General features: G+C 65.3%; 23 protein-coding genes. 16 read left to right on the forward strand and 7 right to left on the reverse strand.

All coding sequences use genetic code 11. The features are described from left to right. Positions 1–4 precede the first annotated feature (4 nt). On the reverse strand, positions 5–1,294 hold the full coding sequence (locus INP52_RS02710; protein ID WP_228478260.1) for an IS256 family transposase: 1,290 nt from the start codon (positions 1,292–1,294) through the stop codon (positions 5–7). Between the two features lie 486 nt (positions 1,295–1,780). Here INP52_RS02710 and INP52_RS02715 point away from each other — a divergent pair, with 486 nt between their 5' ends. The 6 genes from INP52_RS02715 to INP52_RS02740 all read left to right on the forward strand — a co-directional run bounded on the left by INP52_RS02715 (position 1,781) and on the right by INP52_RS02740 (position 6,417). Then, positions 1,781–2,572 (forward strand): PTS mannose/fructose/sorbose/N-acetylgalactosamine transporter subunit IIC, encoded by a 792-nt coding sequence (locus INP52_RS02715; protein ID WP_194372195.1) that lies wholly within the window; start codon positions 1,781–1,783, stop codon positions 2,570–2,572. 4 nt (positions 2,573–2,576) lie between these two features. Then, the gene (locus INP52_RS02720) at positions 2,577–3,515 is read left to right on the forward strand and encodes a PTS system mannose/fructose/sorbose family transporter subunit IID (RefSeq protein ID WP_194372197.1); all 939 of its coding nucleotides are present in this window, start codon (positions 2,577–2,579) and stop codon (positions 3,513–3,515) included. A gap of 9 nt (positions 3,516–3,524) precedes the next feature. Further along, the gene (locus tag INP52_RS02725; RefSeq protein WP_194372199.1) at positions 3,525–4,013 is read left to right on the forward strand and encodes a PTS system mannose/fructose/N-acetylgalactosamine-transporter subunit IIB; all 489 of its coding nucleotides are present in this window, start codon (positions 3,525–3,527) and stop codon (positions 4,011–4,013) included. A gap of 5 nt (positions 4,014–4,018) precedes the next feature. Beyond that, positions 4,019–5,113, forward strand: a complete 1,095-nt coding sequence (locus INP52_RS02730) for an SIS domain-containing protein (protein ID WP_194372201.1) — start codon at positions 4,019–4,021, stop codon at positions 5,111–5,113. A 73-nt stretch (positions 5,114–5,186) separates the two neighbouring features. Beyond that, positions 5,187–5,540 (forward strand): PTS sugar transporter subunit IIA, encoded by a 354-nt coding sequence (locus INP52_RS02735; RefSeq protein WP_232364357.1) that lies wholly within the window; start codon positions 5,187–5,189, stop codon positions 5,538–5,540. A 73-nt stretch (positions 5,541–5,613) separates the two neighbouring features. Next, positions 5,614–6,417, forward strand: coding sequence for a GntR family transcriptional regulator (locus tag INP52_RS02740; protein WP_194372205.1), 804 nt, complete (start codon positions 5,614–5,616; stop codon positions 6,415–6,417). A 72-nt stretch (positions 6,418–6,489) separates the two neighbouring features. Here INP52_RS02740 and INP52_RS02745 read toward each other — a convergent pair whose 3' ends face one another. Next, positions 6,490–6,837 (reverse strand): beta C-S lyase family protein, encoded by a 348-nt coding sequence (locus INP52_RS02745; protein ID WP_228478392.1) that lies wholly within the window; start codon positions 6,835–6,837, stop codon positions 6,490–6,492. Between the two features lie 118 nt (positions 6,838–6,955). Here INP52_RS02745 and murI point away from each other — a divergent pair, with 118 nt between their 5' ends. After that, positions 6,956–7,738 carry a glutamate racemase gene (gene murI, locus INP52_RS02750; RefSeq protein WP_194372207.1) on the forward strand — a complete coding sequence of 261 codons (783 nt, stop codon included), beginning with the start codon at positions 6,956–6,958 and terminating at the stop codon, positions 7,736–7,738. 36 nt (positions 7,739–7,774) lie between these two features. Here murI and INP52_RS02755 read toward each other — a convergent pair whose 3' ends face one another. From INP52_RS02755 to INP52_RS02770, 4 genes are all read right to left on the reverse strand, one after another. Next, positions 7,775–8,665, reverse strand: a complete 891-nt coding sequence (locus INP52_RS02755; RefSeq protein ID WP_194372209.1) for a DegV family protein — start codon at positions 8,663–8,665, stop codon at positions 7,775–7,777. Positions 8,666–8,737: 72 nt separating this feature from the next. Next, positions 8,738–9,418 carry a PspA/IM30 family protein gene (locus INP52_RS02760; RefSeq protein WP_194372211.1) on the reverse strand — a complete coding sequence of 227 codons (681 nt, stop codon included), beginning with the start codon at positions 9,416–9,418 and terminating at the stop codon, positions 8,738–8,740. Between the two features lie 26 nt (positions 9,419–9,444). Next, a complete protein-coding gene (locus INP52_RS02765) occupies positions 9,445–10,614 on the reverse strand; it encodes a hypothetical protein (RefSeq protein ID WP_194372213.1) in 1,170 nt (389 codons plus the stop codon). Between the two features lie 103 nt (positions 10,615–10,717). After that, positions 10,718–11,977, reverse strand: a complete 1,260-nt coding sequence (locus tag INP52_RS02770) for an MFS transporter (RefSeq protein WP_194372215.1) — start codon at positions 11,975–11,977, stop codon at positions 10,718–10,720. Between the two features lie 201 nt (positions 11,978–12,178). Between INP52_RS02770 and INP52_RS02775 the strand changes: the two genes are divergently transcribed. The 8 genes from INP52_RS02775 (at position 12,179) to INP52_RS02810 (ending at position 19,606) form a co-directional block, all read left to right on the forward strand. Beyond that, positions 12,179–13,123: a DMT family transporter gene (locus INP52_RS02775; RefSeq protein ID WP_194372217.1), complete on the forward strand. Its 945-nt coding sequence runs from the start codon at positions 12,179–12,181 to the stop codon at positions 13,121–13,123. After that, entirely contained in the window at positions 13,120–14,013 is an 894-nt protein-coding gene (gene nudC, locus INP52_RS02780; RefSeq protein WP_194372219.1) for an NAD(+) diphosphatase, read from the forward strand. The genes INP52_RS02775 and nudC overlap by 4 nt, the downstream gene beginning before the upstream one ends. Before the next feature lie 980 nt (positions 14,014–14,993). Further along, entirely contained in the window at positions 14,994–15,842 is an 849-nt protein-coding gene (locus tag INP52_RS02785) for a hypothetical protein (RefSeq protein ID WP_194372221.1), read from the forward strand. Continuing rightward, positions 15,839–16,186, forward strand: coding sequence for a hypothetical protein (locus INP52_RS02790; protein ID WP_194372223.1), 348 nt, complete (start codon positions 15,839–15,841; stop codon positions 16,184–16,186). Before INP52_RS02785 ends, INP52_RS02790 begins: the two co-directional genes overlap by 4 nt. Continuing rightward, positions 16,159–16,728: a hypothetical protein gene (locus INP52_RS02795; RefSeq protein WP_194372225.1), complete on the forward strand. Its 570-nt coding sequence runs from the start codon at positions 16,159–16,161 to the stop codon at positions 16,726–16,728. Before INP52_RS02790 ends, INP52_RS02795 begins: the two co-directional genes overlap by 28 nt. Next, a complete protein-coding gene (locus INP52_RS02800; RefSeq protein ID WP_194372227.1) occupies positions 16,725–17,570 on the forward strand; it encodes a hypothetical protein in 846 nt (281 codons plus the stop codon). The genes INP52_RS02795 and INP52_RS02800 overlap by 4 nt, the downstream gene beginning before the upstream one ends. Before the next feature lie 912 nt (positions 17,571–18,482). Further along, positions 18,483–18,995, forward strand: a complete 513-nt coding sequence (locus INP52_RS02805) for an ATP-binding cassette domain-containing protein (RefSeq protein ID WP_232364358.1) — start codon at positions 18,483–18,485, stop codon at positions 18,993–18,995. Next, positions 18,992–19,606: a DUF5028 domain-containing protein gene (locus INP52_RS02810; RefSeq protein ID WP_194372229.1), complete on the forward strand. Its 615-nt coding sequence runs from the start codon at positions 18,992–18,994 to the stop codon at positions 19,604–19,606. Before INP52_RS02805 ends, INP52_RS02810 begins: the two co-directional genes overlap by 4 nt. A gap of 28 nt (positions 19,607–19,634) precedes the next feature. Here the strand turns inward: INP52_RS02810 and INP52_RS02815 are convergent, their stop codons facing one another. Further along, the gene (locus INP52_RS02815) at positions 19,635–21,119 is read right to left on the reverse strand and encodes a C69 family dipeptidase (protein ID WP_194372231.1); all 1,485 of its coding nucleotides are present in this window, start codon (positions 21,117–21,119) and stop codon (positions 19,635–19,637) included. Positions 21,120–21,429: 310 nt separating this feature from the next. Here INP52_RS02815 and INP52_RS02820 point away from each other — a divergent pair, with 310 nt between their 5' ends. Continuing rightward, positions 21,430–22,458 (forward strand): 3-deoxy-7-phosphoheptulonate synthase, encoded by a 1,029-nt coding sequence (locus INP52_RS02820; RefSeq protein ID WP_194372233.1) that lies wholly within the window; start codon positions 21,430–21,432, stop codon positions 22,456–22,458. The last annotated feature ends 72 nt before the right edge of the window (positions 22,459–22,530 follow it).

Genomic DNA, 22,530 nt, shown 5'->3' on the forward strand with positions numbered 1-22,530 from the left:
CATCCTATGCCGCCCTCCTCCTCGAGTCAACGCCGTCCGCCTTCACCAGCCGGATGATGGCGGCGGCATGCTCGGCCGCGGTTCCCTCGTACGTCGGTGCCGGCGCTGGCGTACGCTGGGAGTCCTCCTCGTAGGCCTCCTGGATGGACCCTGCGGAGAACCAGCGTCTCGACTGCCAGGCCTCGTCCATCTCCGAGAGAGCGGCACCGACGTACCTGAGGAGGCTCCTCCTCGAGGGGAAGACCTGCACGACGCGGCTCCTGCGCTTGATCTCCCGGTTGGTGCGCTCCTGGATGTTGTTGGTCCTGAGCCTGATGTGGTGCTCGTAGGGGAAGTCGAGGTAGGCGAGCGCGTCAGCCTCGGTCTCCTCCAGGAGCTCGCCCGCCGCGGGGCAGATGGCGCCAACCTCGTCGATCGCCAGGTGGTAGAGCTCCCTGACGAGGTCCGGGTCACGCTCCGCGAACACGGCCGAGAGCACCTGCCCCACGAGGGCGCGCTGGCGCCTTGTCCTGGCGAGCGAGCAGCAGTTCCTCTCGAGGTGGACGATGCAGCGCTGCCAGGCGGCGCCCGGGAAGGTCTCCTCGATGGCACGCCTCAGCCCCTCGTGGGCGTCGGAGACGACGCAGATGACGTCCGCCACGCCACGGTCGCGCAGGCCCCTCAGGAACCCGAGCCAGGACGCGTAGGACTCCGTGTCGACCGCGTCGACGCCGACGAGGTAGCGGTGGCCGTCATCGGCGGCCGCTATCGCCGTCACCACGGCCACGGAGCCGACGTGCCCGCCCTCCCGGGCCTTGATGTAGGTGGCGTCGAGCCACAGGTAGGGGAAACGCAGGTCGCGGAAGACGCGCCCCTGCAGGTCTGCGACCGTCTCGTCGAGCGTGGCGCACATCCGGGAGACGGCATCCTTGCCGAGCCTGTCGGCACCGAGCGTGTGGGCCACGCGCTCGACCTTCCTCGTCGAGACCCCACAGGTGACCATCTCGGCCACGGCCGCCACGATCGCGCGGTCGGTCCTGGAGTATCGCTCCACCAGGTCCTCGGGGAAGAAGGACCCGCGCCTGAGCTTGGGTATGCGGAGGGTGATCGTGCCGACGCTCGTGAGCAGCGAGCGCTCCCGGTAGCCGTTCCTCTGGTTGCCGCCCTCGCACTCGAGGTCGGCCTCGACGCTCATCACCTCGTTGACGACGGACTCGGCGAGCACCCTCGCCAGCTCGCCCACGTTCACCATCCCGTCGTCGAACCGGGGCAGCCCCGGTGTCACACCGTCCTGCCCATCGCCTATGATTGCCATAGCGGTCATCGCCTCTCCTAGTCCCGATACGTCGCTGTTCGGGATTCTAGGGCGATGGCCGTTCCCCTCAGGCCTTCAGGCCTGAGGGGAACGTGCTTACACCAACTTTCGCGACACGATCCGTCCATCGTGTCTGTGAGTGCAACTTCTGTCTGAAACAGACCTACCTAGGGCTGAGGTGATAGCGCCTTCGAGACATGTGCAGGGTGGCAAATGCATAGGCGTTGCGAGAGGGTTGACCTGCGCTGATTCCATAGCCTTGCTGAAGTGATTTGTTTGCCCTGTCGGATCATTCGTCACACTTCACCCCTTCACCGTCATTATTCATCCATTCGGCGATTATTCTCGCGCCCTCAGTATTCTGCCCCAAATCGCATGCTAATATATACTAATAACATAATGTAATAACAAATGAGAGGAGCAGAAGGGAACTACGAGAGCGAGATGGAACTCGAAGGTAATCGACTTCAAGTAGGGGGTTGAGTGATGGTATCTCTGATACAAGCGATTCTAATTGCGCTGGTTGCGGCCCTGACCTGGCTTGATGGTGCCTGGCTTGGCGAGATGAAGTTTCGTGAGCCCATCGTGACGGGCTTTCTTGTCGGGCTTATCCTCGGCGACGTGAAGAGCGGGGTAATGATTGGCGCGCAGCTCCAGCTCATCTGGATGGGAGCGGTGAACATCGGGCCGACCGCGCAGCTTGACATAGGAACGGGCGGTACAATCGGTGCGGCCGTCGCCATTGCGACCGGCACGGGTGCCGAGACCGCAATACTGTTCGGTCTGCCCATCTCGGTGCTCATGCAGTTCGTCAATACGCTGCTCATGAGTGCCTATTCTGGTGCGATGCTGGTCGCCGATCGAAAGATTGACGAGCTGAGCCTCGGTGGGGTCAACGGGGTCCATTACCTATGCGGCATCATCTCGTTTCTTGCATACTTCCTCTTCACGTTCCTTCTCATGTACTTTGGCGGTGACTTCATGGGAGGCATCGTCGATGGCTTGCCCGCGTGGGCGTCGACCGGTCTGAACGGCGTTGCCGCCATACTGCCGGCCCTCGGGTTTGCGCTGCTCATGAGTATCATCATGGACAAGTCCCTCATTCCATACTTCGTCATCGGGTTTATCCCGATGGCCTTCATCGGGCATGACATGTCCATGGTGGGAATCGTTGCGATTGCGACTTCCATTGCCGCCATCATCTTCATGCTTCGCAACGTCAACCAGGATGCCGTCGTCAAGCAGGCCTCTGACGTCGACGACGAGTGGGAGGACTAGAGCCATGGTAGAGATAAAGGACATCGATATTGTCTCATCCGATGACGATGCCTCGAGCGTATCGGGAGCGTTCGGGCAGTCTGGCCCCGCGAGCCAGCCCGAACACGGCAAGAGGGACATCCTCTCCTCGGACGAGTTTGGTTTGACCAAAGGTGACTTCACGAAGATCTTCTGGCGGAGCTTCACCCTGCTCGGGTCTTTCAACTACGAGAGGATGGAAGGCCTCGGCTTCCTCTACTCGATCATGCCTGCGCTTCGCAAGATCTACAAGGATGACTCCGAGGGTCTCAAGGCCGCCATGCACCGGCACATTGCCGCCTTCAACATGACGGTCGCGCCGTCCCCGTTCGTCATGGGCCTCACCATCGCCATGGAGGAGAATGCGAAGAAGGATGCCTCGATGGACCCAGCTTCCATCAACGCGATGAAGGTCTCGCTCATGGGACCGCTCTCCGGCATCGGCGACACCTTCTTCTGGGGGATCTTCCGCATCCTGGCTTGCTCGCTCGCATTGGGCTTCGCGACGCAGGGCAACCCGGTCGCACCGCTCGTCCTCCTTGTCGTCTTCAACCTTCCGAACTTCCTGACGAGGTGGTTTGGTCTCAGGATCGGCTATACGAAGGGGAGCTCATTGCTCGCCTCGCTCGAGAAGAGTGGTCACATGAAGCTCTTCACGCACTGCGCGGGCATAGTGGGGGCGGTGTCGATCGGTGCCATGATTGCGACGCTCGTCGTGATCAGCTGCCCGCTCACATTCAACGTTGCTGGCCAGGACATCCTCATGCAGGACTACCTCGATCAGATCCTGCCCGGTCTACTGCCCCTGGTTGCGACCCTGTGCATCTTCTTCTCAATCAAGAGGGGCATCAAGACCCCAGTTATCATCCTTGGAATCATCGTGGTCGGTTTCGCGCTGGGCGTCCTTGGCGTCATAGCGCTGTAAGGAGGAGACGTGGCAATCGTAGACGTACGAATCGACGATCGGCTCGTGCATGGGCAGGTCTGCAGCAACTGGATCCCCTACTACTCGCTTGACCGCATCGTGATCGTTGATGACGAGATCTCCCAGGACGAGCAGCGCAAGGCCATCCTCAAGCTCGGTTGTGCGGGACGCTGCAAGCTCTCCGTCTTTGATGCCGTCAAGGCTGCCGACAAGTTCTCGCGGGGGATTGACGAGGGAATCAGGGTGATGATTCTCTGCAACCGTCCCAGACCTCTCGTGCAGATGATGGGGAGCGGCTTCAAGGTCGACCACGTAACCGTGGGCAACATGTCGACGAAGCAGGACGCGCGGCAGATCCACAACAACACGTTCGTCTCCCCGGACGAGGCGCGTGACTTCGGGGAGCTGGTCGCGCAGGGCGTCCCCATCTGGTCGTGGATCGTGCCCACGGAGACGCGGAAGGACATCACCAGCCTATTCGAAGCGAGGGAAGGGTAGCAGAAATGCAGCAGACCGTATTGGACAACATCAACAACCAGCCCGTGGTTCTGCGACGCGTCTTGGACGAGAGAGGGACCTTCGTTGACCCCTTTGTCGCGAAGTTGCATGAGCACCAGATAGAGAAGGTCATCTTCCTGGGTTCTGGGACCTCGTACAACGTGTCGACCATAGCCTCGTACTACTTCAAGCACCTTGTTGGGATGCCCGCCGAGGCATACTACCCGACCGTCTTCAAGAACCACGAGAGTCCCGACTGGACGGGGCTCGTCGACCATGCGCGCATCCTCTGCGTCGGCGTGAGCCAGTCGGGAACGTCCGTGTCCACCTGTGAGGCCATGGAGCACGCTCGCTCGCTCGGCTGCAGGACCCTTGCAATTACGGGAGACCTTGAGAGCGAGATAACGCGACATGTCGACGTGACGACCCACCTTCTTGTGGGAGAGGAGCTCACCCCTCCCGAGACGAAGGGCTACACCGTCTCCGTGCTGAGCGTCCTGCTGTGGGCGGTCGAGGCTGGTCGTGAGAGGGGATCCCTGTCCCAGGAGGAGGCAGACGGGCTCATTCGAGAGACGCAGGGCGTGGTCGACGGATTCCAGGATGTGTTGGACGAGGGGCTAGGCTGGTACGAGCGAAACAAGACGTCAATCGTGAGCAGCGATAGGCTCTACGTCCTGGGCTATGGCGTGGACTACGGCTCCATGCTCGAGGGGATGCTCAAGGTGGGCGAGATGCTGCGCGTCCCGACAATCGGCTATGAGATGGAGGAATACTCCCATGGTCCCACGATGGCCCTCAAGCCCAACCAGACCATCCTCATGATCGGTACCGATGACGTCGAGTTCGAACGTCTCCTCACCTTCCGCAAGACGTACCGGAAGTATACGGACAGGGTCCACGTGATAACGTGCCGCGATCTTCCCGACGCGGACGGCCGGGACCTCGTGTTCAGCCTGAAGGCAAGCAAGTACCTGGCACCCCTTCTATACACCGTTCCCTTCCAGTACCTTGCCGCAAGGGGCGCTGCTGACATCTATATCGACACGAACGTCGACCCTTGTGCCGAACCGCTCTCGCACTACCCGACGGAACGGGTGTGACGAGATGGTCAGATTCGTCGTCGCAAGCCATGCGAGCCTTGCACGTGGTCTGGTCAGTGCCGTGGAGCTCATCTTGGGACTCCAGAGGGATTTTGCGGTGGTTGAGTTGCTTCCCGGCGAGACGAACACGGAGCTTTGCGCAAAGGTCGACGCCACCCTGGGGGAAGCGAACGAGTCGGACGGAACCATGGTGTTCTGCGACCTTCTCGGTGGGTCTCCGTTCCAGGCTTTCGCAATCTGCTCGCTCGGACGGGAGGACATGAGGGTCGTCTATGGCACGAACCTCGGCATGTTGCTCGAGATGACCGTCCTCAGAAACGACGGTGCCTCTCTTGACGAGATTGCGTCCAAGGTGGAAGAGGTCGGCAGGGCGCAGATCGGTGTGCTTGTGGACCAGTTTGACCCCTTGGACGATGACGACTTCTAAAGACCGGGAGCCTTATCGTAAGATGGCATGGCGGAGGACCTTCCGTTCCTCTGCCATGCCATCGAGACGCGGAATGGGCGAAGGTCTGCCTCGTCTTGTGAGGGGGATAGCACAAGTGGGATTGGATGCCATGAATCTCGATTACATCGTCATAGATCGTACGTCTACCGTTCCGCTCTATGAGCAGCTTCGCGTCTGTATATCCGATGCGATACGTCGGGGGGTCCTGAAGGCGAGCATGCAGCTCCCGACCGAGAACGAGATCATCGAGAGCTGTGGTGTGTCGCGTCAGGTGGTGCGACAGGCCTACGGTGCCCTCGTGCAGAACGGTCAGGTGATACGCGAGAGAGGTCGCGGCACCTTCGTCAAGGCCGAGAACTACGGTGTGTTCATGAACAAGCTGATGAGCTACCAAGAGGAGCTTGCGCTGAGCGGAAAGGTCCCCAAGACGGAGGTGCTGGCTGCCTGCCGACGGAGCACGCCCGAGGAACTGTCCGGTCCATCCGACCTGGGTGATTCCGAGTGCTTCTATCTGGAGAGACTGAGAAGCGCCGACGGGAAGGCCTCGGTCCACATCCAGACCTATCTTCCGTACTCGCGGTTCCCTGGAATCGAGAGGTTCGACTTCGCGGCCCTCTCTCTCTATCACACACTGGCAAAGGAGTACGGCGTCCACCTGCGCGACGCGAAGAGGTCGTTGAGTGCCGAGAATGCCTCCGACAGGGAGGCCGGGCTGCTTGGCGTCGAGACCGGTAAGGCGCTGCTCCTTCTTGAAAGCCATACCTTCGACCGCAATGGGGGCCTGGTGGAAGTGAGCTTCGAGCACTTCGCAGGCGACACGTGTCATTACGAGTTCGAGGTTGCCGCCGGAAGGTAATCCCGGCGGGCGAATGAGCTGCTCGCGTTGACCGTGACCATTCCCCAGGCAACGTCCTCGGCAGACGGGACCCTACGCGTTGAACACGTACCTGTCCAGTCGGTCGAACGCCTCGACCACGCGGGAGTACGGCAGCGCCAGGTTCATACGGATGTGGCACGGCCCGTGGAAGGGGCGGCCGTCCTGCCAGAGGACCCCGACCTCCATGCCGGCCCTCTGCAGCTTGTCGATCGTCTTGCCGTGCTCGGCGCACCATTCGGTGCAGTCGAGGAACAGCATGTAGGTACCCTCGGGCCTTGCCACCTCGACGCCGTGGAACCTCTTCTGGATGAAGTCGACGGCATAATCGACGTTGCCCTTGAGGACCTGGCACAGCTCATCGACCCACTCGTGGCCCTCCGGTCCGTACGCACCGATCAACGCCCGCCCGCTTTGTCAAGCCACATGCCAGCCCCATGCCCGGCGGGCACGCCCCCGACGTCATGCGCTATGCTGGTTCGTACCACGTGGGGGCAAAGGGGCAAGGGGGCAGGCGAGGATGGGCAAGCGTTCGGCAGACGGCTTCGTGGGGGTCTTCGACTCCGGCGTCGGAGGCATCAGCGTGCTGCGCGCGCTCGTCCGCGAGCTGCCCCACGAGGACTTCCGCTACTTCGGCGACTCCGCCCACGCCCCCTATGGCGAGAAGTCCGAGGACGAGGTGCTCGACCTCTCTCGCGCCATCGTGGGGCGCCTGTGCGACGAGGGCGCCAAGGCCATCGTGGTCGCGTGCAACACAGCGACCTCCGTCGCGGCTCCCACGCTGCGCCGAGAGCGCCCCGGCCTGCCGATCGTGGGCATCGAGCCGGCGCTCAAGCCTGCGACGGAGGCCACGAACCACGGGCGCATCCTCGTCATGGCCACGCCCGTCACGTTGCGCCTCGACAAGTACCACGAGCTCGCGCAGACGTACGGTGCGCACTCGGAGGTCGTCTCGGTCCCGTGCCCGGGCCTCGCGTCGCGCATCGAACGCGGCAACCTCGACGCCCCCGACCTCGCCCGGCTGATCGAGGGACTCGTGGGCCGCTACGCGGATAATGCGCGCTCCGTGGTCCTGGGCTGTACCCACTACCCCTTCGTGCGCGCGCAGATCGACCGTGCCCTGGGCGGGGGCGTCTCCTTCTTTGACGGCGGTGCCGGGACGGCCCGCCGGCTCAGGTGCCGCCTGGAGGAGACCGAGCTCGTCTCCGGGCGCGCGCGACCTGGCCGCATCGAGCTCGCCTCGAGCGAGGACACCCCCGCCCAGCTGGCGCTCTATCGCGAGTTTCTCACGCTTCCGCTCTAGGCGGCCGGGCGGGGGCGGCGCCGGGCAGCCGGAATCCTACTGCTGCGTGCGCGGCTTGCCCCAGAAGAACAGCGCCACGGTGCCGGGGCCGGTATGGCAGCCGATCGTGGCGCCGATGGGAAAGATCTCGACCCTGCCGTCGAGCTTGGGGAACTTCTCCTCGACGCGGCGCGCGAGCTCGCGGGCGTCGTCGAGGCACTCGGACTGGCAGATGAAGCACTTCTGGTCGTAGTCCAGGCCGCCCTCGGCGAGCTGCTCCATGAGCTCCAGGTCGCGCGCGATCGCGCGGGCCTTGGTGCGGATCTTCTCTTTGACCCTGAGCGAGCCGTCGGGCGCCACGTCCATGACGGGGCAGATCTTGAGCAGGCCGCCCATGACGCCGGCTGCCCTGGAGATGCGCCCGCCCCGCACGAAGAAGGTGAGGTCGGACGAGAAGAACCAGTGGTTGACCTTTTCGCGGTGCTCCGTGGCCCAGGTTGCGAGCTCCTCGACGCCCATGCCCTCGTCGCGCAGGTCGGCGAGCTTGTCCATGAGAAGGCCGTAGCCCGAGGAGGCGGCCAGCGAGTCCACGACGAGGACCTTGCGCTCGGGGTACTTCCTGGAGAGCTCCTCGGCGGCGGAGCAGGCCGAACCGTAGGTCCCCGAGATGCCGGTGGAGAGGCACACGTGCAGGACGTCTTGCCCCTGCTTGAGGAAGCGCTCGAAGTGCTCGAGGTACTCGCCGGCGCTTATCTGCGAGGTCTTGACGCCCTCGCCGGCGAGCATCTTGGCGTAGAGCTGGGCGGGGGGAGTGGTGACGCCGAAGTCGTCCTTGTGGGTCTTGTCGCCGAGCTGGTAGTTGAAGCAAAGGTAGGTGATGTTGCGTCGCCCAAGCCACTCGTGCGTGAGGTCCACGGTTGAGCAGCAGCTAAGAACGTAGCCGGCCATGAGGCTCCTTTCGTTGGAAACAACGCTCAGGATACCCCATGCCGGCCGCGTTTTAGATTCGCAGGGGGCCCTTTACAGGCCCATGTCCCTCTTCAGGCGCGCGAGCTCGTCATCGACCGCCGCGCCGTCCGCCGCGCTCGCGTACTTGGCCTCGAGGCCCACCGTCGCGTCGACGGGCTGCTCGTTGAGCTCGCTCATGGCGTCGGCGGTGTCGAGCATGCGGTCGGCCTTCTCCTCCATGCGGTTGAACGCCTCGAGGGCGCTCTCCGCGCGGTCGGACTGGGACGTGAAGCCCGCGACCTTCTCCTGCGTCTTGGCGACCGCGACCTTGGCCTTGATGGTGTCGCGGCGGCTCTTGAGCCCCTCGATGTCGCTCACGAGCTTGTCGTGCATCTGACGCATCTTGGTCGCGTTGGCGTGGGCGGCCTCGTAGGCCTTCTGGAGCTCGGCCCCCTTGGTGTCGAACTGCTGCTTCTTGGCCAGAAACGCGCGGGCGTCGTCCTCGTTGCCGGCGGCGAGCGCCTTGCGCGCGAGCGACTCCATGCGCGTCACCTGCGCGACGTTGTCGTCCACGAGGCGCTTGGCGCGGGCCTCCTCGGCCATGACGCCGGCGGTCTCGCGCTTGACCTCGGCCAGCGAGTCGGTGAGCTCGATCAGGTACTGGTCGACCATCTTGGCGGGGTCCTCCGCCTTGTCGAGCAGGTCGTTGATGTTGGCCTTGATGATGGTGGTGAAGCGGTCCAGGATGCCCATGGTGTTGCCCTTCTGTTGGCTTGCTGCTACTGGGACGGCGTTTCGCCGGTAGTGCCCTTGTCCTCGTACTTGGAGGCGAGGTCCTCCAGGTCCTTGTCCCCAAACTTCTCGAGGGGCGTGCTCAGAATTTCCTCCACCTGCTCTTCATGCGCCTTCTCGCGCGCCCTGCGCTCGAGCTCGTCCTGCTGCTTCTTCTGGCGATGGCGCTGCCACAGGAGCACCCCCACCACCGATCCGGAGACGATCATCATCACCACGGCGACGGTGGTGCCCGTGGACGTGGTGGCCATGATGGTCGAGGCGGTCCGGGAGAAGGATTGCGAGAAGATCTCCTCCTCGCTGAGCGAGTAGTCGTCGTAGGCATCCTCGAGGTTGTCGAAGAACGTGCTCAGGGCCTCAGAGTCCATGACCGTGGTCGCCTGGGAGCCCACGACGTAGCCGTAGTTGTATGCCCCGTCGCCGTCGTCGCAGAAGACGAGAAGGACGTGGCCCTCGTCCTGGAAGAGCTCGTCGTAGAGCGTCTGGGCGCGGCTCGTGAGCTCGCTCGTCGAGGTGGTCGTGGCGTTGGGCAGGATGTAGACGTACGGCTGGACGCCCGTCTTCTCGTAGAACTCCTTGAGGCCCGCCTCGAGCGTGCTTGCGCTGTGGATCCAGTTCCCGTCCTCGTCGGTGTAGTAGGCCGTCTGGGTGACGGCTCCGGAGGCCAGGGGGGTGCGTACGTCGGCGCTCGTGGCCGAGCAGCTGTTCAGCCCAAAGATGATCGCGCCTAGGGCAAAGACGACGACCATGAGCCAGAAGAGGAAGGTGAGACACCCGACGCCGGACCGCCGGCCCCCGCGGCCCGACGTCGGTGGGATGGAGTCACCGCCCGGATGCGGGTTTGACGCGTCCGAGCCGTAGCGCGGCGCGTTTATGATGACGGGGCGCGCGGGGATGCCCCAGAAGAGCGGGCGCCACGGGGACCGCGAGGGCCCCCAATAGGGGTCGCGACGCGGGCCGGGCCCGCCGAAGCCGCCGAACCCAAAGCCGCCCGACCCACCGTAGCCGCCGGAGCGGCCTCCCGAGGAGCCCCAGCCGCTCGAGCTGCGACCTCCGCCCCCGCCGTGCCCGCCGCCCGAGCTCCTGCCGCCGCCGAAGCCGCCGCCCGAGCTGCGACCTCCGCCTCCGCCACCAGATGATGAGCCTGACCTACCCACGCGATGCCCCTCTCGATGGCGCCGAGGCGCGACTTAGCTTGTGGGGATTATCCCCCGAGCTCGGCCCGGAAGTCGAGGCACTCTGAGAAGGGGTCCGTGGCCACTACTCCTCCACGACGAGGTTGGCCGTGCGCTCCTGGTCCACGAGGGAGTCGATGCGCCGGCGCTGCGTGAGGCCGATCACGAGAGGCATCGCGAGCACCAGCAGGCTCGCGGCCACGAGCGTCCCCTGGACGCCAAAGGTCCGCGCCAGGGCGGGCGCGCACACGAGCGGCACCAGCCCGGCCACGTTGTTGCCAAAGCCCATGACCGCGTTCACGCTTCCGAGCACGTCAAGCGGGGCGTGGGTCTGCACGAGGGTGGTGAGCAGCGGCATCATCATGCCAAAGGCGACGCCGATGAGAATCTGGCCCACGAGGGCCACGGCCACGGAGCCCGTGCCCACGTAGACGAGGCAGGAGGCGCCCTCGGCGCTGAGCGTGGCAAGAAGCGTCCGCACGGTGACGTGGCGCGTGGGTATGCGCAGCACGACGAGGGCCCCCACGATGCCGCCCACGCCCGAGGCCGCCGAGAGCCAGCCCATCCACTCGACGCCCACCTTGAGGACGTCGCGGTAGTAGAGCGACTCGACGGGGTCGAAGGCCCCGTAGCCCAGAAACGAGAAGAAGCAGCTCCAGAAGAGCAGCGTGAGGGCGGGAAGCGAGAAGACCGCGGAGAACCCCCGCCGCAGGGTCGAGGCTCCTGCCGACGCGTCCTGTCCGGAGGCGGCTCCGCTTGGCAGACGTTGCGGGCGGAATCGGGCGGCGGGCACGAGCGCGGCGAGCGCGCAGACTCCGAGCAGGAGAAACACCGCCCGGGTAGAGAAGCGGGCCGCCAGGGCGCCGCCGGCGAGCGGGCCTGCGACGACGGCCGCGTTGGAGACGGTGTACATCACCGAGTTGAGGTTCTTGAGCTGGGTGGGGTCGTCGGTGAGGTAGGCGGGAAACGCCTTGGCCACGAGGTCGCCCATGCCCCAGGCAAAGCCGAGCAGGACGGCCCCCGCGAGCACGCCGGCCATAGAGGAGGAGAGGACCTGGAACGAGGCTGCGGCCACGACGAGACCCGCGACCACGAGGCCGAAGTAGCCGCGCGGCCCGATGCGGTCGAGCAGGGGCCCGCCCACGAGCGAGCCCACGATCATGCAGCCGTTGAGGATGGCGATGCCCAAGACGTTGTCGCCCACGCCGCCTCCCAGGGCGAAGGTGAGCGTGCCCACGACGCCGATGAAGTAGGCGCACTGAACGCCGAGGTAGATGACCAGGCGCATGAGGACGAGCCTACGCGCCATGGGCGTGAGCGACCTGAGGCTGGAGAGAAAGGACATGAGGGCTCCCAAGAGACGAGGTATGTGACGGGGATGCGCGCGTCGCGCGTCGTGTGGCCTACCGCTCTCTCAGTCCCGCCTCGTCATGCGCCTTCCCGTCCCCGGAGTCGGATGTGATGGGTCAAGAGTATACCGGCAGGAGGTCGTCGCATTCCGGGCGGCGGGCGAAAAAAGGGCCGGCCTGCCCTATAATCAGACCCCATGAACATCGAGAAGAACATACCCGAGGGCTTCTGGAAGCTCTGCCTCGCCCTCGTCGCGGCCATCTGGGGCGGCTCGTTCGTGGTCATCAAGGGCACGCTCGACGCCGTGAGCCCCGCCTGGCTCATGGCAATCCGCTTCCTCCTGGCGACGCTCGCCGTGGGCGTCCTCTTCCGGCGCCGCCTGCGCGAGAACCTCGACGGCAGCCACCTCGTCGCGGGCGCTCTTCTGGGCGTGGCCTCGGGGACGGCCTACGTGGTGCAGAACCTGGGCCTCGCCGACACCACGCCGGGCAGAAACGCGTTTCTCACCGCCACCTACTGCGTGATGGTGCCGTTCATCAACTGGGTCGTGTCCCACGTGCGCCCCGGCGCCCACAGCCTGGTCGCGGCCGTGCTCGCCGTGGGCGGTGTGGGTCTCATCGCTCTCGGCGGCGACCTCTCCCTGACGATGTCCTGGGGCGACTGGGTGACGCTCGCCTCCGCCGTGCTGTTCGCGCTGCACATCGTGCTCGTGGCGCGCTTCTCGTCGGCGCACGACGTCATGACGCTCACCGTGGTGCAGCTCGCCACGAGCTCGGCGCTGGCCGTGGTCGTGGCGCTGGCCCTGGAGCCGCTCCCCGCCGCGTCGGCCTTCGCGGAGCCGGGCGTGTGGGTCTCCCTTGCCTACCTCGTGCTCCTCTCGTCGTGCTTCTGTATGGTCATGCAGAACGTGGGGCAGGAGCACGTGCCCCCCGCGCAGGCGGCGCTGCTGCTCTCCCTGGAGAGCGTCTTCGCGGTGGTCGCGAGCGTGATCTTCTACGGCGAGGAGGTCACGCCCCGCCTGGCGCTCAGCTTCGCCACGATCTTCGCCGCCGTGCTCGTGAGCGAGCTGGGAAGCTCGTGGCCGACGCGCCGGCGCGCTTGGGGCGACGTTGTGACGGGCGTAGACGGGAGGCCCGCATGATCCAGGAGGTCGGTCCCGACCACGTGCTCGACAACCACTTCGCGAGGCTGGAACCCGAGGGCTCCGACCGGGTGCTGCACTTCCGCGACGGCGCCTGCCTCGCGCGCGCGAGCTCCGTGGGCGCGGGTGACGCGGACGCGGGTGACGCCGGCGACGTGGTCGACCTGCCCCACCTCGCCGACTACGCGCGTGCCCCGGAACTCGTGACCTATCTCTTCTCGCTGGGCGAGGAGCGGTTCTTTCTCTGTCTTGACGACGAGGCCCACGCGGGCGGCGACTTCTCCTACGCGAGCATGGGATGGCTGCGCCATGCCGAGCCCGCCCACCTGCTCTTTGCGGCCGTCACCGCCTCCCAGCTGGATCGCTGGTATCGCGACAACCGCTTCTGCGGGAGCTGCGGCCACGCCATGGCGCTCGCGCCCACGAGTCGCGAGCTCGTGTGCCCGGCGTGCGCGCGCATCGTCTACCCCAAGATCTGCCCGGGCGTGATCTGCGCGGTGACCAGCTGCGACGGCGACGACGAGAAGATCGTGCTCACGCGCTACGCCGGTCGCACGACGGCGCTTTGGGCGCTCGTGGCCGGCTTCACCGAGATCGGCGAGTCGCTCGAGGGAACCGTGCGCCGCGAGGTCATGGAGGAGGTCGGCCTGCGCGTCAAGAACCTGCGCTTCTACAAGAGCCAGCCGTGGAGCTTCACGGACACGCTGCTCGCGGGCTTCTGGTGCGAGGTCGACGGCGACCCGGCCATTCGCGTGGACCACACCGAGCTCAAGGAGGCCCGCTGGTTCACGCGCGCGGAGATCCCCGCGGAGCGCTCGGACGACCGCGTGAGCCTCACCGGCGAGATGATCGAGCGCTTCCGGGCCCAAGGCCGCGCCGGTCTGCTCTGAAAACCGCCGCTGGGGCACGTGGCAAGGGTTTCTTGCCTGCCACAGGTCCCCATTCCTGCGCAAACGTCGCCGTACCGGGCCCTTCTCGGCAACTGAAGGGCCTGTCAACTGGGAAAACGTCGGGCCAGAGTCACGCACCAGGGCGACTTCCTCGCAGACACATCAAGAGTGCGCCTCAATCCAGCGAGAGGTGGGCCGGGCGCAGGGGTGGTCGGACGGGAAAGCCTCCCTTGCGGGCAAAGGGCCGCGGCATGGCTCGCCATGAGGGAACACGGATGAGAAGTCGAGAAAAATTTAGATATTTTCCGTTTAGAAAGTTGTTCCGACTGTCCGCCCAATAGAGGGAATTTGGCCCTAGGTCACTAGGGGAGAAGTCTTACATTTTAAGATATTGATAAGGATGCCAAGCAAAAAACGCTTGGCAAGAGCAACGTGCAGGGAAGGAAAAAGACAGGTCTATAACGAGAAGAAGGGGAATCGGAATTGTGCTGGGTGTTCTTCTGGCGATGCTCGTCGTGCTTCCCGCAAAACCGGCACTGGCTGACGACTCCTACACGAATTGGGGCTATACGTTTCCGTTCTCCGGGACTAATGCGACGTGGGAGACGGCCGGTCGGTACAAGGCCACTAGCACGGAGGCATTCCTGCAGATTCAGGATATCGTGGGCATTAGTGGATGCTACTTTCGTCTTGATGGCTCCCACTCCAGTGCAGGACCTTGGAACACGGGGCTAACGCGTGGCGGCTCGGCGTACGCAGCCAGCTACAGAAGTGGATACTTTCTTATTAGTAATTACGTCAACGAAAACGGATACTCCTATGCTCGTCTCGCCGGTCGATCGGCAAGGGGCCGTGGCACCATTTGGGGTCAGTGGAGCCCCGACACGCACGAGCGCTATCACACCATTCTGAACTAGCCGTTTGGAGGGACGGAATCAGGTGCAAGGCCTGATTCCGTCCCCGTCTGCAAGGAGCTGCCGATGACCAAGGAAAGAGGCGGACGCGGCCCTCTTGTGGCGGGCGCTGCAATCGTGATATTTGGTATTACTCTTTTTCTGTATAAAGTCTTTCCTTGGCTGACGTCCAGCACGTCGCAGGGGGCATCCCAAGGGGGAGCTCCCGCATCTGAGGAATCCCAGACGGACGATTCTCATCAGGAGCCGTCCTCTACCTACGCGGTGAGCGTTCCCTTTGATCTCGTGGGGATTCCGATGCCCGAAAGCGGGCCCTTTGCAGACGGTGACTACTCTGGCTCGGGTTCCTTTCTCTTTGACGCCGCCTGGGAATGGGACGGGACGATGCGCATGAGCGTCTCCAAGCCGGTCCTGTACGACTCGCTCGAGGAGGCGGGCTATGTTGATGACGGGTCGTTCTCGAACCAGGGAAACTTCGAGGGGTGCAGGGTCGTCGTGGTGGACGTGACGGTAGAAAACGTCGATGCAACCTGCAAGCAGAGCGTGTTGGAGTACACCGGTGTCCCGGCGTTTAACACGGCGATGTTTCATCTGGAGTCGTCACTGGCCTACGGCGTGTATGCCGATGCCAACTTGATCTCGGCACCGCGCGTGGAGGGCATCTCCTATGGATCTGAAAAGGCGCGAAGCTATACGTGGGTCGAGCCGGGGGGGGGCAGCATCACCGTTCGCATGGGCTATTTCGTGACGCATGACGAGTCCTCACATGACGCGGCATCGACGATTAGGAAGATTGACGACACCGGGCTCGACCCCGATTACGTCCTCGTTCTCGAGGCGGCCGGGTGGCGCAACGGCGCACCCGTGGTCTCGCTGGGCAAAGCGACTGCCCCCGAGGAGAGGGGAGCGCAATGAGGGTCTTTGCCGCACTGTTCAGGGTAGAGTTCAAAAAGGCGTTGCTGGGCAACCCGTGGTTTTGGGGCGCGGTGGGCCTGGGAAGCATCCTTGCGCTCTTCTCTGCGGCTCAAAACCTTGTGGTGTTCCAGAACACACTTGAGCTTGCCCAAAGATACTGGAACCAGTCCGATGCGCTCTACTCGGCCGTGAGCTGCTTTGCGTTCTGGATGCCCACGCGACCGTACGAGTTCGCCCCGGGTATCTTCATTATGGTGTGGCCGCTTCTGGCGGCTGCCCCTATGCGTGGTCATGGTGCTCCGAAAGGAGCAGCGGGGTGCTCGCACAGGCCTACGCCCGGGTGAGCCGATTGGCGTACTATGCCGCCAAGGCCCTCGCGGGGTTTGTGGCCGGGGCCCTGGCCATTGTCCTGCCGCTTATTTTGAACCTCGTAGTCTGCGCGTGCTTTGCGCCCGCGGCTCCCGTGTGGGTGAGTGACCTCCTCTATGTGGGCGTGGACGGCGCCGCGCCCCTCTCCTCGCTCTTCTATAACAATCCCCTTGCGTTCTGCCTAGTGTGGGCTCTTGTGGCGGGGGTGGTCGCGGGCTTGTGGGCGACGGCGGTCGGGGCCCTGAGCATGGTGGTGAGAAACTTCCTCGAGACGTTCGTCGTCTCCTACCTTCTTCTCCATGTGCTCGCATTCGTGGGCTCTCAGGTCCAGATGCTTCCTTTGGTCCAATCCCAATGGGAGCTCGCCCATTCGGCGTTGCCCACGTTTGACGTGTTCTCGGTGGTGGGAGTCCGTTCTGCTCTTGATGCAGGACCGGCCCTGATCATCGTTGTGGCATCTTTGCTCCTGTTCTCACTCACGGTGCCGAGCCTGCTGCTCAGGAGGGACGTGCTATGAGGGGGAGGCGATCCCTCGGAGGGCTCATGCGCGCCCTTATGGGCCGCGTGGAAATGCCGCTTTTGCTCCTCTTGCTGGTGGGCGTGGGCATGAGTGGGCTTTCCATGCTGTCGCTCTTCTCGCGGTCCAGCTTTGTGGAGGCGGCTTCGGGGAGGGTGGTCATGGCGAGCGAGGTGAGTGTGGGCGATGCCATCTTGTGGCTCTTCCTGGGGCATCCCACGAGCCTTGCGGTTGACTGGGGGGCGCTCTGGGCATGCGTGCTCGGGCTGGCTCTGTGTGACCTGCGTGGTTCGGGCCCGGGATTGGGCGTGATCCCTTATGTGCAGATGGGGAGTCGGGGCCTCTGCTGCGCCGCATGCTGCCTGGCGGTGGCTGCCTGTGCCGTCTCTGCGGTGCTGTCTCTTCTTGCGGAAGTCGCGATTTTTGTCGTGGCGCTTGGGGGACAGCCGACCTTGAGCCCGGCCGTGATCTCACCTCTTTCCCTCGGCATGATAGGGGAGGGTGTCTCGGCAAACGCGGTGCTACAATTCGTGGCGCTCCTTGTGCTGGGGGCCGCCGCGCTCTCGTTGTTGCAGCTTGCGCTCAGCCTCTATGGCGAGCCCATGGGCGCCTTCGTGCTCATGGCGATCATGATCGTAGCCTCGGCGCTGGCTTCCTCGCTCCCCCTTCCAGGCTCGTGGCTCATGGCGTCACGGACGTCTCAGCTCGCGGCGGGTGGAGCGACGCCCTTCTCCTTTCTGCCGGGGCTGGCCCTCTTCGGGGCGTTGCTGGCCTTGTCCGTGCTTGTGGCCGCCCGCTTTTTCTCCTGCCATGACCTTGGAATCGGGGGAGCGAAGCGATGAGGGCCACGTTCCCGCGGATCGACCTGGGAGTCCGGGAGGAGGGGAGGTGAGGCGCCGCGCGCTCGCCCTTCGCGTGGCCGTCAGCCGGCTGCGCTCCGCCTCCTGGCTCATGCTCGCCATGGCGCTGGTGGGGGTGTTGGTGGCCTTTGGCCAGTGCGCGGCCCTGCTGCTCCGCGCTCGGCAGGCGGTGGGGGCCAGCGTGGCCCCGAGCCTGGGGGACTACGTCGCGTTCCTCATGGCCGGCACGCCGCAGCCGGCTCCGCTCTCCCTCTTCCTCGAGCCCCAGAGGTTCGTACTGGTCCCCTTTGGGTGGCTCGCGACGGTCCTCTTGCCGGCGGCGGTGACGTCTCTTGCGTTTGGGGGCGCCGCCGACCCTGACCCCCTGCTCGTCGCGTCGGGGAGCCGCTGGGGCCACTTTGCGGGCCGCTGCCTCGCGGTGCTCGCGTGCGGGGCCGGGTACTGGGCCACCCTCACGCTCGTGTGCGCCGCCGCGGCCGGGCTCTCCGGCGGCGAGATGTCTCTCACCGCGTCCTCGTGGCTGCCGCAGGCGGCGGGGCTCGCGCACGAGACACAGACTCAGCCTCCCTACCAGGTGGGCGCGTTCTACGGGGCCGCAATCCTGTTCTCACTGGCGCTCCTGCTGGCGCAGCTCGCGGCCTCGGACGCGTGGGGGAGCCGAATCGGCTTCATCGCCGTGGCGGCGCTCGTCGTGGGCTCGGTCTATCTGATGACCCCGGCGCTCCCGGGAAACCTGATGATGGCAGCGCGTAGCTCCGTGTTCGTAGGCCTCTGGCAGATCGAGGTCGAGGTTGGTCGGGGCGCCCTGCAGGCGGGGATCGACTCCGCCTTTGTGATGGCCGCGGCGAGGTGGTGGGGCTCGAGGGAAAGAACGGCTCGGGCAAGACGATGGCCATGCGCGTGGTGCTGGGGCTCGTGCGCCCCGACGAGGGTGAGGTGGAGGTCGCCGGAGAGGTGCTCTGGCGAGACGCCTCGTTTCCCCCGAGCGTGGGGCTCCTCATCGAGGAGCCGGCGCTTCTGGGTACCTACTCCGCCCTGGCCAACCTGCGGTTCCTGGCCGCCATAAGGGGGGTCGCGCGTGACGAGGACCTGAGGCGCGCCCTCGAGCGCGTGGGGCTCGACCCTGACGACAAGAAGCGCGTGCGCAAGTACTCGCTCGGCATGAAGCAGCGCCTGGGCATCGCCATGGCCCTCATGGAGGCGCCCGACCTCATCGTGCTCGACGAGCCGACCAACGCGCTCGATGAGAGGGCATGCACGGAGCTCGTGGGGATCATCGGCGAGGAGCGGGCACGCGGGGCGGCGATTCTCCTCTCGAGCCACGACGCGGACTTCCTCAAGGCGACCTGCGACCGTGTCTGCCATATGGAGTCTGGCCGCATCAAGGAGACGGGCGAGACAAGATGAGAGGGCGCAGGCTTCTGGTCGTGGCGCTTCTGGCGGCCGCCGTCGTAGCCGTGGGGGCGCGCATCTGGTGGGTCAACGCGAACCTGCCCCGGATTCCCCTCGAGTACTACGGGCAGGGGGAGTGGGTCCCCCTCGAGGGGGCGTTCCAAAGCAGCGCGGACGAGGGCACCGACAGCTACTCGGTGATGGTCGAGGACGCGACGATCACGACCTACGACGGGTACCTCGGGGCGCACGGAGACGGCACGCAGGAGCTGGGCGAGCACGGTTCCGCTCACTGCGTGGTCGACGTGACCCTGCGCATCAGAAACGAGGGCACCGACCAGGGCGGGCTCAACACCTTCCAGATGGTCCTGGTCCCCGCGCGCGCCAACGAGTACCTCATCTGCGACGTCATGAACCCCGACGCCCTGTGGCCGCAGGTCCAGGAGGGGGCCGGCTCCATCGTGAGCATACGCCCGGGGACCGAGTACGTGGTCCACATCCCCTACGTCTTCAACGGCAACGAGGAGGTCTACGAGCGAGAGATTACGGACAGGAGCTTCACGCTGCTGGTCTCTCGCATGCCCGTGCGCAAGATGATCGAGGTCACGGCAGGCGACGTCGCGTGACCTTTGGCGCCGCCCCGGGCGCCCCCGCCTACCCGTCGCTGCGGGAGAACCCGTTCCTCATGCGCATGCTGGTCTCGTAGAGGACCTTGTCCAGAAGCTCGTCGGTCTGGCGACGGCACTCGTCGGCGACGGCGTCGTTCGCGGCCTCGCGCCCGCCGCCCGCCTCGTCGCAGGAGCGCACCAGTGCGGTGCAGGTGGAGCCCACCGCCTCCTGGTAGCGCTCCACGTGCGGCAGACAGGCGCCAAAGGCTGCGTCGGCGAGGGCCCCTATGAGGCGGTTGGCCCAGTAGAAGTTCTCGCTGGTCACGCGCATCGTGGTGTTCTCCAGATAGGCGGGCGTCCCGTCCACGTTAGCGTAGAGGGGCACGAGGGCGTTGAAGGCGTTGGAGCCCAGCGCGACCCACTGCAGCGCCTGCCAGGCCTCCCCCACGTAGGGGCGCAGCTGCAGCACCGAGAGCTGGCTGTTGCGGTTGATGCCGATCGGGCGGTACAGCCCCCGGCGGTCGGGGCAGCCGGCCTGCGCGTAGGGGTCGTACGGCGTGCCCTGGTAGTGCAGGGAGAGCACGTACTTCACGTCCTCGATCGTGACCTTGCGCTCGGGCACGCGGCACCAGGCCAGATGGTCGCTCTCGGGGCCAAAGTCCTCGCTCGGGGCGGCCGTGTCCCACGGGCCCGCGTGCGGGCTCAAGAAGCGCTGCATGGACCAGGCGCGCGGCGTGTTGTAGACGTGGTCGGAGTCGGAGTGGCTGCCGAAGGCCTCGCGCGGGTTGAAGCGCCGGCCGTCTCCGCCCATGGTGAGGTCGAGGTGGTTCTTCTCCATCCAGTCGCCCAGGTCGGCCGAGCACAGGTGCTCGGTGCCCCCGCCCAGGGCGTCGTCGAGGTCGAACGAGTCCAGACCCAGCTGGTTGGGCATGGTCACGTAGCAGTCGTCCGGTACGCGCCGTGCGATCCAGTGGTGGCCGCCCACGGTCTCGAGCCACCAGACCTCGTTCACGTCCGAGAGGGCGATGCCGTTCATCTCGTAGGTGCCGTACTGCGCGAGAAGGGCCCCCAGGCGCAGTACCCCGCCGCGCGCGCTCGTGGCGTAGGGCAGGACGAGGGTGAGAAGGTCCTCCTCGCCGATGCCGCCGGCCTGCTCGGGGACGTAGCCGTCCTCGCCGGGGGCGCCTTGGGCCGCGCGATACGCCACGAACGGGTCGGCCGCGCGCACGCGCTCGTTGGTGGTGAGGGTCTCGGTGGCGCTCATGCCCACGTTGTGGGCGTTGATGCCCGCCTCCTCCCAGAGACCCTCCTTGAGGTCGACGTTGGGCATCGCGGTGTAGCGCGCGCCGCCGTCGGGCAGGGGGACCGTGAGGCGGCCGAGCACGCTCGTGTAGCTCTTCCTCTTGGTGGGGTCCACGGTCACGAGGCGCTTGGGGTTGAAGGTCCCGTTAGGGGAGTCCTCGTTGCGCGCGACCATGGTCGACCCGTCGTAGCTGGCCTTCTTGCCGACCAGAATGGTGGTGCAGGGCATGATGCCTCCTTGGTCGAGGTTCTTGTCGGCCCCATTCTAGCCGTGTCGGACGCATGCCCGCCCGGTCGCGCGGGGAGCCCTCCGCGGTGAAAGCCAGCTTGGGTGTGCTCACGCCCGTTCGCGTCTCCGCGAGCCTGCCTCCTCGCACAAAATCGCCTTTGAGAAGAACCAGTCCGTGCGCCATGGCAGCCTCGACGCAAGGTGTGGTCGCACGTTTGTTTCGGGAGCCGATCATCTTGGCCGCCCCGCCACCAGCGAGAAACGCCCCCGTCATACTGCGAGTAGTTCTCGATAAAGACGGAGGAGTCCCATGTCCATGAAGTTCAAGCGCCGCCTGCCCATCCCCAAGGAGATCCGCGAGGAGATGCCGCTGTCGGTCGAGCTGGCCGAGCGCAAGGTGGCCGTTGACGCCGAGGTCGCAAAGGTTCTGCGCGGCGAGGACGAGCGGCGCCTGCTCATCGTGGGCCCCTGCTCCGCGGACCGCGAGGACTCCGTGCTCGAGTACGCGAACCGGCTCGCCAAGCTGGCCGAGCGCGTCGAAGACCGCCTGGTCGTGATTCCGCGCGTCTACACGAACAAGCCGCGCACCAAGGGGACCGGTTACAAGGGCCTGCTCCACAACCCCGACCCCGAGGCGGCCGACGACATGCTCGGTGGCATCAAGGCCATCCGCCACATGCACCTGCGCGTGGTGGAGGAGACGGGCCTCTTCACGGCCGACGAGATGCTCTACCCCTCCAACTACCAGTACCTCATTGACCTTCTCGCCTACATCGCGGTCGGCGCTCGCTCGGTCGAGAACCAGGAGCACCGCCTCGTGGCGTCGGGCGTCCCCATGCCGGTGGGCATGAAGAACCCCACGGGAGGCTCGACCGCCGTGATGCTCAACTCCATCTACGCGGCGCAGCAGCCCCAGACCTTCATCTTCCGCAACTGGGAGGTCGAGACCACGGGCAACCCGCTCGCGCACGCGGTCCTGCGCGGTTACGTGGGCCTGGATGGCATCAACTACCCCAACTACCACTACGAGTACCTCGAGCGCCTCTGCGCGAGGTACACGACGGACACCTACGCCTCTCCGGCGGTCGTCATCGACTGCAACCACGACAACTCGGGTAAGCGGCCCCTCGAGCAGATGCGCATCTGCCACGAGGTCATGGACTCGGTGCGCCGCTCGCCCGCGATCGGGCGGCTCGTGCGCGGCTTCATGGTGGAGAGCTACCTCGAGGAGGGCAACCAGCCCGTGGGCGGCGGCGTGTACGGCAAGTCGATCACCGACGCGTGCCTGGGCTGGGAGAACACCGTCCGTCTCGTGCTCGAGATGGCCGAGCGCGCGTAGCGCCCCGGTGCGCCGTCCATTCCCGGCACCAGCCGTTGTTGCGAAAATGTTACCATCTCAACGAGGCTCAGC

The sequence above is a fragment of the Thermophilibacter immobilis genome, assembly GCF_015277515.1.
GTDB classification, from domain to species: Bacteria; Actinomycetota; Coriobacteriia; order Coriobacteriales; family Atopobiaceae; genus Thermophilibacter; species Thermophilibacter immobilis.

What these genes read in the sequence shown, in the direction of transcription:
- INP52_RS02710 (WP_228478260.1), bottom strand. Translation starts at nt 1,294, where the DNA reads ATGGCAATCATAGGCGATGGGCAGGACGGTGTGACACCGGGGCTGCCC.
- INP52_RS02715 (WP_194372195.1), top strand. Translation starts at nt 1,781, where the DNA reads ATGGTATCTCTGATACAAGCGATTCTAATTGCGCTGGTTGCGGCCCTG.
- INP52_RS02720 (WP_194372197.1), top strand. Translation starts at nt 2,577, where the DNA reads ATGGTAGAGATAAAGGACATCGATATTGTCTCATCCGATGACGATGCC.
- INP52_RS02730 (WP_194372201.1), top strand. Translation starts at nt 4,019, where the DNA reads ATGCAGCAGACCGTATTGGACAACATCAACAACCAGCCCGTGGTTCTG.
- INP52_RS02740 (WP_194372205.1), top strand. Translation starts at nt 5,614, where the DNA reads ATGGGCGAAGGTCTGCCTCGTCTTGTGAGGGGGATAGCACAAGTGGGA.
- murI (WP_194372207.1), top strand. Translation starts at nt 6,956, where the DNA reads ATGGGCAAGCGTTCGGCAGACGGCTTCGTGGGGGTCTTCGACTCCGGC.
- INP52_RS02755 (WP_194372209.1), bottom strand. Translation starts at nt 8,665, where the DNA reads ATGGCCGGCTACGTTCTTAGCTGCTGCTCAACCGTGGACCTCACGCAC.
- INP52_RS02760 (WP_194372211.1), bottom strand. Translation starts at nt 9,418, where the DNA reads ATGGGCATCCTGGACCGCTTCACCACCATCATCAAGGCCAACATCAAC.
- INP52_RS02770 (WP_194372215.1), bottom strand. Translation starts at nt 11,977, where the DNA reads ATGTCCTTTCTCTCCAGCCTCAGGTCGCTCACGCCCATGGCGCGTAGG.
- INP52_RS02775 (WP_194372217.1), top strand. Translation starts at nt 12,179, where the DNA reads ATGAACATCGAGAAGAACATACCCGAGGGCTTCTGGAAGCTCTGCCTC.
- nudC (WP_194372219.1), top strand. Translation starts at nt 13,120, where the DNA reads ATGATCCAGGAGGTCGGTCCCGACCACGTGCTCGACAACCACTTCGCG.
- INP52_RS02785 (WP_194372221.1), top strand. Translation starts at nt 14,994, where the DNA reads ATGACCAAGGAAAGAGGCGGACGCGGCCCTCTTGTGGCGGGCGCTGCA.
- INP52_RS02790 (WP_194372223.1), top strand. Translation starts at nt 15,839, where the DNA reads ATGAGGGTCTTTGCCGCACTGTTCAGGGTAGAGTTCAAAAAGGCGTTG.
- INP52_RS02800 (WP_194372227.1), top strand. Translation starts at nt 16,725, where the DNA reads ATGAGGGGGAGGCGATCCCTCGGAGGGCTCATGCGCGCCCTTATGGGC.
- INP52_RS02805 (WP_232364358.1), top strand. Translation starts at nt 18,483, where the DNA reads ATGCGCGTGGTGCTGGGGCTCGTGCGCCCCGACGAGGGTGAGGTGGAG.
- INP52_RS02810 (WP_194372229.1), top strand. Translation starts at nt 18,992, where the DNA reads ATGAGAGGGCGCAGGCTTCTGGTCGTGGCGCTTCTGGCGGCCGCCGTC.
- INP52_RS02815 (WP_194372231.1), bottom strand. Translation starts at nt 21,119, where the DNA reads ATGCCCTGCACCACCATTCTGGTCGGCAAGAAGGCCAGCTACGACGGG.
- INP52_RS02820 (WP_194372233.1), top strand. Translation starts at nt 21,430, where the DNA reads ATGTCCATGAAGTTCAAGCGCCGCCTGCCCATCCCCAAGGAGATCCGC.